The organism is Candidatus Frankia nodulisporulans (genome assembly GCF_902806475.1).
GTDB classification, from domain to species: Bacteria; Actinomycetota; Actinomycetes; order Frankiales; family Frankiaceae; genus Frankia; species Frankia umida.
Genome location: NZ_CADCWS010000224.1, coordinates 1 through 6,728, shown reverse-complemented (window position 1 = coordinate 6,728; position 6,728 = coordinate 1). Strand labels below are relative to the sequence as shown.

At 67.8% G+C, this 6,728-nt stretch carries 4 protein-coding genes; 2 read left to right on the top strand and 2 right to left on the bottom strand.

The window, feature by feature from the left end; all coding sequences use genetic code 11:
- Positions 1 to 2,582: helicase-related protein (locus tag G6R24_RS16625; RefSeq protein ID WP_225438630.1), on the bottom strand; the 2,582-nt coding region annotated here is incomplete at its 3' end.
- A 172-nt stretch (positions 2,583 to 2,754) separates the two neighbouring features.
- A complete protein-coding gene (locus tag G6R24_RS22620) occupies positions 2,755 to 3,114 on the bottom strand; it encodes a hypothetical protein (protein ID WP_225438629.1) in 360 nt (119 codons plus the stop codon).
- 362 nt (positions 3,115 to 3,476) lie between these two features.
- On the opposite strand from G6R24_RS22620, the gene G6R24_RS16620 reads away from it, so the two are divergent.
- Positions 3,477 to 5,603 carry a UvrD-helicase domain-containing protein gene (locus tag G6R24_RS16620; protein ID WP_163550152.1) on the top strand — a complete coding sequence of 709 codons (2,127 nt, stop codon included), beginning with the start codon at positions 3,477 to 3,479 and terminating at the stop codon, positions 5,601 to 5,603.
- A 438-nt stretch (positions 5,604 to 6,041) separates the two neighbouring features.
- On the top strand, positions 6,042 to 6,536 hold the full coding sequence (locus tag G6R24_RS16615; protein ID WP_225438628.1) for a hypothetical protein: 495 nt from the start codon (positions 6,042 to 6,044) through the stop codon (positions 6,534 to 6,536).
- Positions 6,537 to 6,728: the final 192 nt, after the last annotated feature.

The window sequence follows — 6,728 nt, the reverse complement described above, 5'->3', positions numbered from 1 at the left end:
CATGCCTCGGCCCTCTCCTCATGACGGCGGATGACGGCCGGACCGGGATTGTTCGAGTTCCGCGGCCGGTAGGTCAGCTGTGCGTTCCCATCGCGGTTCTGCTTGGCTTTTCTGCTCCATTCATCGGACAGTCGCCGCAGGTCACTGGCAGTGTTCTCGCTCTCCGGGCCGTCCGCCAGCTGTGCACGCAGCAGCAGCTCGGCCATGAGTTCCCTCATCGCCGGATCGTCCGGGTCGAACGAGCCAGCGTCGATCTCCCCGCCCCATCTTCTGGCGTGGCGAGCGAGAATGACCAGGTCCGCGTGCAGGGCACGCTGCCGGGCCGGAAGCGAGAACGGTGTCACGGAGGTCGGCTCGACCGAGCGGTAGAGCGACGCGTGATCGGCAGTGAACGTCTCGTAGTGCGATCGGTCGCGTGGCTTCGATGGTGAGTACAGGGTGACGACCAGCCCGGGGTGTCTGCGTCCGACCCGGCTGCTCGCCTGGATGTACTCGGCCGTCGTCTTGGGCTGACCAACGACGACCATGAGCCCGAGGCGGCCGACATCGACGCCGACCGAGAGCATGTTGGTGCTGGCAGCCAGGGTGACCGTGTCAGGCCGGTCGTGTGGCACCGCAAGCCGTTCCAGCAGCTTGTGGATCTCCCTGGCCGGGACGTTGCTGGTCAGCTCGACGATGTTGTCGTCGGTCACCGCCCGCAGTCGACGTTCGTCCGTCGCAATAATCTTGGTACGGGCGGGAATGTCGTCGTTTGCCAGGGTGATGGTCTTACCGAGTTCGCGCAGGCTGTTGTGGTAAAGGACGAGAGTGCGGTAGGCGTCCTGACCGTCGGCGGAGAGCTCGATGTCGACCGGAGCCTGTAGCAGCGCCGCGGCCAGATGGACCAGAGCAGTCAGCGGAGTATGGCCCTGCGGCATGATTCCGGCGTACAGACGGCCCGGCGCCTGGTGATCCGTCCGGACGAAGTACGAGTCCTCGGCCTCGAGGCCGGCCGGCGGGAACAGAGCCACCGACCGGCCGAAGACACCCTTGGTCTGCTCCTGCGCGCGGCGGATGGTCGCGGTCGAGGCCACGAACTTCGGCCGCGACCCGTTGTGCTTCAGCAGCACGTCGAAGGCGGCTTCGTAGATGCCGACAACGGTGCCGAGCGGGCCGGAGATGAGGTGGAACTCGTCCTGGATGACCAGGGACGGCGCGGCGTGGCGATCCGAGCCGAAGAAGACACCGGCCCGCTCGTCCCAGGCCAGACGGGTGAACTTGTCAACGGTGCCGACCAGAAACGTCGGGGGGTGCTCGTAGAGATCCTCGTCGACAGAGGATATCGGCAGCCGGTCGTGGAAGGGGCAGCCAGGGTTCAGGCAGTGGACGAGGAAGGTGTCGTTGGTGACCCTGATTCCCCACCGGTCGATCGTGGAGTTCTCACCCGGCACGATCCGCGTGCCGCACCACGGGCAGCTTCCGATCTGGAAGCTCTCGTCGACATGCTCGGAGTTCCTGAGTCGTTCCAGCAGCTTGCGGGCGGACTGATAGTCGTTGGGGCTGTTGCCGCCGCCGACCCACAGCCCGATCGAGATGGGCTGTTCACCCAGCTCTGCCGGATTCTCACGTCGGAGCAGCTCGCAGGCACAGACAAGGGTGGCCGCGCGCTGGAACTGCTGCGCAGTAAGCAACCGCAGGGTGTAGCGGGTGATCACCGTGGTGCCGGCCGCCCGGTCACCGCCGCGCAGTCGGCGCAGCATGATGACGAAGGCGGTCAGCCCGAGATACGCCTCGGTCTTACCGCCTCCGGTCGGGAACCAGATCAGATCGACGATGTCCCGGTCGGGGCTCTCGTCGATCGCGGCCCCGTGCAGGGTGAGCAGGAGAAATCCCAGCTGGAACGGACGCCACCGGTAGGTGTCCGCTGGGTAGTCGGGTCGGACGTCGGGAAGCGCGGTGAGCTCGTGAGGTTCGCCGGCAAGGGCAGGGCCGCCATGCACCATCTGGTGGTGCATGGCACGGTTGGCCAGCGCGAACGCCCGCCGGACCGTGTGGTCGGACTCCAGTAGACGTACTCCCGACCGCATGCGTTCGCGGGTCTGGTCCACATCGGCAAGTACCTTGCCTGCCGTCGCACGCAGGTGATCTGGCACATCCTCGTCGAGGCGGTCGCGCAGCGAACCGGCCCACTCGCCGTAGCCGTCGACGAACGCGTCGAGCGCGGGAACCAGCTCGGACGCCGCCGCGGTGTCGAACCGGGCGAGCCTGGCAAGGTCCAGAATCTGCTCGTGCCCTGGGACTGCGAACGAGATCCCCGGCACGATCTGGGTCGGCACGGACGAGGAGCGGACCCACTGCGGTGTCTGTCTGCCGTCGCCCGACCAGGCTGCCGCAACACCGTGACCGATGGCGTAGGTCGGCACCGACCGGTAGAGGAGCTCGAGTTCCTTGGCTTCGCAGTCGCTGTACAGATGGGTTGCCCGTGGATAGGGCCGGATCTCGCCGCGCTCCGGACGGGCCTGCAGCCCCACCTGCAGCAGGCAACCTGCGGCCTCGTCAGCCCGGGACTGCGCTCGGAGACGGTTGACCAGCGAGACGGTCACGATGGCCCCGCCGTCATCACGGGGCCGCCAGACCACATCGATGCTGGCGTTGCCGTCGAGTACCGGGAAATGGCCGGTGCGACGTCGGTTGGCCGGGCCGGTTGGAGCGAGTCGGACCGCGCTGTCGCCAGCGAGCCGGACAGGGTGTCGTACCCATTGCCTCGGGCTGCCGTCACCTGCGACATACCGCGCGAGCATTGAGCTCGACAACGATCGGAGACCATGAATCGATCATGAAGCTGAGGCCGATCGAGCTGGGCTTGTTCTGACCCGCGAGGACCATCGGGTCCTCGTCGATCTCATCCCCGAACTGCCCGCCCTGCTCGTCCTGGACGTCGCTGTCGCCGGAATCGGTGGGCGGCCCCGACTCGCCGTCGTTTGTCGGCGTGTCGGACTGCGGGTAGAGAATCCCGCAGAGGTAGCGGCCGGCCGGTTCCTCCAGCAGCACCTCGTTCTCACCGTTCACCGGGCCGACGAGCTGTCGACCAAGGTACTCGACGATCTTCTTCCGATCGTCCGCGCTGGAACTCACCGATGCCCCCTGCATCTCGTCTGCCAGTCGGTCTGGCCCGGCGATCCCGGCCCCGCCTGTCCGACTGCGTTGCGAGCACGACGACAGCCGTCGATCGGCGGGTCATGTCCCGTTGTTGGCGGAGCACCGGGCGGCGAGGGTGCGCCCGCCATGTGCTCCGGGTCGTGCGCTGGCGTCGCCCACCGTGTCCATGACCCCGCTGGAGCGTCATTCTGCATTGCGAGACTACTATGTGCTGTGCCGGTATGCGCCGGTCTCTCTGTCGGCCGCGAAATTGGCACCTAGTCGCCACGTGATCGCTGAATGCTGTCGGGTGCGTCCAGCGTTCGCCAGTCGTAATCGATCAAATGCTCGGGGTGTGCATGGCTTCGCTCGGCTTCGCGCAGCACTTCTTCCGCCGCCTTCCGGATCTTCCGAAGGAGGTCCAGAAGCGGATTCCCGAACTGCTCGGCCGGTTTCAGGAGAGCACGGTCGCCGGTCTGCATCTCGAGAAGCCACAGGCCATCGCGGACGACCGTGGGCGGACGATCCGGGTCACGAGGTTCTGGCGTGGGGTTGTCATGGCACCCACCGAAGGTGATCACTACATTCTGTTCGACGTCCTCGAACACGACAAGGCCTACGCCTGGCTCGAACGGCACACCTTCTCCGTCAACTCCGCGACCCGGGAGGTGGAGATCGTCGACCTCTCCGCGATGCGCGCAGCTGCCGTCGCGCTGCCGACCGACAGCTCGCCTGCGCCACCCGGCCTGTTCGACGCCTGTGACGACTCGGTTCTGTTGGCCCTGGGCATCGAGCCCACGAATCTTCCGTTGGTGCGTCGGATCCGGTCGGATGCGGACCTGGACCTGCTCGCCGGGGCGGTTCCCGGTAGCCAGCAGCAGGTACTCGAGATGCTGGGCGCCGGCTACTCCGTCCGGGAGGTGCGAGCCGAACTCGGAATCACCGGCGACACGGCGGCTCGGGATGCTGCCGGCGAGCCGACGGGGCAGAGCGGGTTCCTGGGCTCGCCGACTGTCTTCGTGCCGAAGGGCATCAGCGAGCTGCAGGAAGCACTCGACCACCCGATGGAGCTGTGGCGGATCTTCCTGCACCCGTCCCAGCGCACCATTGCCTATCGGCGTCGGTTCGCGGGCCCGGCGCGGGTCACTGGTGGAGCGGGGACGGGGAAGACCGTCGTCGCTCTGCACCGCGCGCACCATCTTGCCCGGCACCTGCCCGCCGCAACGAAGCGACCGGTGCTGGTGGCAACCTTTGTCCGCACGCTTGCGGACGGCCTGCGGGCGAATCTGGCCTCACTGGATGCGGTGACCTCGATCGACACCAGCTCGTCGATCGAGGTCACCACGGTGGATGCGCTCGCCCATCGCATCGTTACCCAGGCCGAGGGCACCCCTGCGAACGTGCTTGTCGACGAGGACGCGCTGATCGGGAGATGGGTCGCTGCGGCGGCAGCGACCAGCTTGTCGTGCTCCCCGGCGGTGCTTCGCCAGGAGTGGGAGAACGTGATCCTGGCCAGGGGTGTGCGGACCGTCGAGGACTATCTGGCGGTCTCCCGAGCGGGCCGGGCACAGGCGCTGCCCAGATCGCAGCGTGTCCAGGTCTGGGCGACTGTCGAGTACTTCCTTGACCGGATGCGTGAGTCCGGCGTGCGGACCTTCTACCAGCTCGCCGACGATGCGGCGCGCCATGCTCGGGCGATGCCGGCCAGCGAGCTGTTCCCACACGTGGTCGTGGACGAGGCGCAGGACCTGCACCCCACCCAGTGGCGCCTGTTGCGGGCAGTGGTACCCGACGGTCCCGACGACCTGTTCGTCGTGGGCGACGCCCACCAGCGGATCTACGACCACCGGGTCGCCCTCAGCGCCATGGGCATCAACGTGCGTGGGCGGTCCTCCCGGTTGCGGCTCAACTACCGGACCAGCGAGGAGATCCTCACCTTCGCCATCTCCCTGCTTCGAGGCCAGACGGTGGACGATCTCGACTCCGGCGTCGATGATCTGGCCGGCTACCGCTCGGCGTTCCGCGGCACGCAGCCGCCGACGATGCAGGGCTACGCGACACCGTCGGCCGAGCTCGGCGGGCTGGTATCCACCATCCGCGGGTGGCTTGACGGTGGAATCGAACCGTCCGCTGTCGGCGTCGCCGCCCGGACGCGACGTACGGCGGATCTGGCAGCCGAGGCACTCGGCAACGCCGGTATCGCGGCCAGCCCGCTCGATCGACGACGACGCGGCGGAGTCGAGATCGGCACCATGCACCGTATGAAGGGACTCGAGTACCGGGCGATGGCCGTCGTGGACGTGTCGGCCCGCTCGCTGCCCCGGCCCAGCGCTGTCACCGCGCAGACGGACGACCCGGCAGCGCATGCCCAGGACACTCTGCGCGAACTCTGCCTGCTGTACGTGGCCTGCACCCGCGCCCGGGACCTGCTCGCCATCTCCTGGTCGGGTCGTCCCAGCCCGTTCCTGGCATCGCTGCCGGCCTGACCGACTGACACCGGCTGGCAGGGCGCGGGTGGGAGGGGCAGGTCATCGGTCCCAGCCGCAGGGCCGGGTGGGTGGCGAGTTCGGGGGGTGTTGGCGGGGAGTTTGTGTATGGATCCCTCGAAGTTGTCTGGCTCTTCATGACCATCGGCCTGGTGGCTCTGGGCCTGGTGGTGGGGTCCGAGCGGGCCAGAGGCCGCGGACTGGTACGGGATGTGTTGATCTCGTCGCGGACGGGTGACCATGGGCTGGACCAGGCGCTACCTGGGTCACAGGACGAACTGCCCAGGATCACGGTGTGATCTGTCGCGAGGGTGACCACCAAACTGCCCCCCAAGTGAGGGTTCATCCGGCCAAAATGGGTACGTGCAACGCATGGTTCGACGTCGTCGTCCTCAGTCCGCCCGCCACCGAGTGCGCCGTCGCGCGGCGCGCCGGATCGTGCTGCCTACGGCCACCTTCGTCACCGCGGGGATCGTCACTGTCGGCACGGCCTTCGCCTGTACCGGCTCCACCACCGGTGCGGCTGCCCGTCCGTCCGGGCTGGTCAAGTCCGGTGCGATCGTCGCGAGCTCCGTGCGCGCGGCGGACACGCTCGCGCCGTCGTCGACGGACGCGTCCGCTATCGCCCAGGCGGTGAAGAGCAGCGAGTACACCTCGGCCGTCCCCGCGGCTGACTACGAGGTGACCGGCACGCTCCTCGCCGCCAGCGATCCGACGTGGGCCTACACCGAACTACATCCGACCGTCCAAGACTACGACCGCGCGGAGGGTGTCCTGCACCGCACCTCCGGTGGCTGGCAGCTCGTCCAGCTCGGAACCTACGAGCTTGGCTGTGGTGTCGCGCCGACGGCCGTCCTCGACGACTTCGGCCTCGCATGCCCGCCCCCGGGCGCGGAGGACGGTAGCGCGACGGAGGGCGCCGCCGCCGCGTAGCCTCCCCGAGCATCGAGCACCTGATCGCGGATGGTCGACGCCGAGGCACGCACAGATACATACAGACACGCACAGACACCGATGCCCCGCCGCGCTTCCTGTGCCGCGGGGCGTCAACGCGTGTGGTCCAGGCATGCGAGATACTTGCGCTGTCAAGTGTCGCCGCCGCCCCTGGCGGTACTACCGGGGCGA

Coding starts and splice junctions, on each gene's coding strand:
- G6R24_RS16620 (WP_163550152.1), top strand. CDS start 3,477: ATGGCTTCGCTCGGCTTCGCGCAGCACTTCTTCCGCCGCCTTCCGGAT.